The sequence below is a fragment of the Acinetobacter sp. AL9 genome, assembly GCF_041464035.1.
GTDB classification, from domain to species: domain Bacteria; phylum Pseudomonadota; class Gammaproteobacteria; order Pseudomonadales; family Moraxellaceae; genus Acinetobacter; species Acinetobacter towneri.
The window spans coordinates 1-2,148 of record NZ_JAYFSK010000120.1; the positions used below are offsets into that span (position 1 = coordinate 1).

A 2,148-nucleotide genomic window follows, 5' to 3' on the forward strand; every position below is an offset into this window, starting at 1 on the left:
CCATCTTTATTTTCAGGGGATACAAAATAAGCAAGGTCTTGCTCTACTTTCTTTAAGCTTTCAGTCAAGTATTTCATTGCAAGTTTTTTTAAAATTTAATACCTAAATTGTATATGTTTGACTATATTTGTCAAAATAATTATTTGCTATAAATCACTCCTCTATTCATTCAATCTTTGCTTGTGCTAATCAAGACATCATAATCAATGAAATGTACCTCGTGTACAGTAGAAATGTAGCGATACACACTTTCTTACTTAAATCTTCTACAAAGTGAATAGGCAAAAAATTAAGGAGCAATGCTCCTTAATTTCAAAGTCCCAAAACACTAACGATCAATTAACTATAAGATCGGCTGGTTTTTTTAACCACGCTTGGCTCACTCACCACCTGTGATGTACTTTGTAAACGAATCAGTGCTACTGCAATTGCACCAATCACTGCAGGAATCGCCACCGCCAAAAAGTTCATTTTATGTGGTAAATCCATGCCCAAAAGTACGCCAATAATAATAGGGCCTACAATCGCACCGACACGCCCCACTGCAGAAGCACAGCCGATACCTGTAGAACGAATCGTAAGTGGATAATACTGAGCAACAAAGCTATACAATAAAATACTGCTGCCAATGGCAGAAGCACCTGCTAAGCCCACCAATAAATAAATCACAGGCTGTGGTGAATTAAAGCCTAGACCCACTAGAGAGAATGCGCCCAATAAAAACATGCCAATAATCACAGGTTTTAAGTGGAAACGGTCTGCTAAAATCCCGCCACTGATGGTTCCGATCACAGCACCAATGTTCATCGCCATTAAGAACATTAAACTGTTACCCAGCGAATAACCTGCTGCCATCATCAGTTTTGGCAACCAACTGCCCAAAGCATAAACCATCAACAAACACATAAAGAAGCAGCACCAAAACAGCAAAGTACTCATGCCACGGTTATTTTTAAATAAGGCTGCAATTGAGGCATCTGCGGTTTGTACTTCATTTAATACAAATTGTGTTTGTGGGCTGATATTTTCTTGTGGGCTAATTTGCTGGACGATGTGACGCGCTTTTTCATGTTGCTGTTTTTTCACCAAAAAAGTTAAAGATTCTGGTAAGAAAAACCACAATAAAGGCAAAATAAGTAACGGTAATCCCGCAATATAGAACATCACTTCCCAGCCAAAGCTAGGCGTCAACCATGCACCAAGTAAGGCTGCCATAATGCCGCCCACGGCATAGCCGCTGAACATGGTGGTAACTAAGGTACTACGCATTTTTTGTGGTGCATATTCAGAGGTTAAAGCCACGAGGTTAGGCAATACTCCGCCAATCCCTAAACCTGCAATAAAACGTAAAATACCAAACTCTGTTGGGTTGGATGCAAAGCCGCCCCAAAAAGTAAAGCCACTAAATAACGTCACACAAATTAATATGACATTTTTACGGCCAATTTTGTCTGCCAACATGCCAAACAGCATGGCGCCAAACATCATGCCTGCCAGTGCCGTACTCGCAAGCATACCTGCCTGTACAGCCGTCATATTCCATTCTTGCATCAGTAGTGGTAAAGCCACACCGTTAATCGCCAAATCATAACCGTCAAAAATAACGACAAATACGCACCAAAGTACAATTTTTAAATGAAAAGGTTTAAACTTTGCTTGATCCACTACAGCATTCACATTCATTGTTGTTGCTGTCATTTTTCCCTCACCTCCAATTGTGAGCTTTTTATTTTATAAAAAATGAATGGTTATTCACTTTTGTATATAAAATGAATCAATATTCACTTTTTGTCTACAGCAAAAACTTAACTCTGGTTAATTTTCTTAAAAACCTAGACTAAAGTTGTAGATAAATTCGACCAAATAGACTTGCAGTAATTTATGATATTTTGATATATGCTATATTTTTCACATAATTTATTATTGTAAATATATTGTTTTAAACTTCTTTCTTCTACTTTTCTTCTTAATATTTTCCTTTCCGTATAAAAAAGCCCCCTTGACGTTTATGTCAAGGGGGCTTTGAATAATGAGCTGGCGATGACTTACTCTCACATGGGTAACCCCACACTACCATCAGCGCGAAGAGGTTTCACTTCTGAGTTCGGGAAGGGATCAGGTGGTTCACTCTTGCTATGGTCGCCAGCA

At 38.7% G+C, this 2,148-nt stretch carries 1 protein-coding gene and 1 rRNA gene; both read right to left on the bottom strand.

Features of this window, described 5'->3' with window-relative positions:
• Positions 1-339: 339 nt before the first annotated feature.
• On the bottom strand, positions 340-1,698 hold the full coding sequence (locus ACEO2X_RS13745; protein ID WP_180187212.1) for an MFS transporter: 1,359 nt from the start codon (positions 1,696-1,698) through the stop codon (positions 340-342).
• Positions 1,699-2,032: 334 nt separating this feature from the next.
• A 5S ribosomal RNA gene (gene rrf, locus ACEO2X_RS13750) occupies positions 2,033-2,147 on the bottom strand.
• Position 2,148 lies beyond the last annotated feature (1 nt).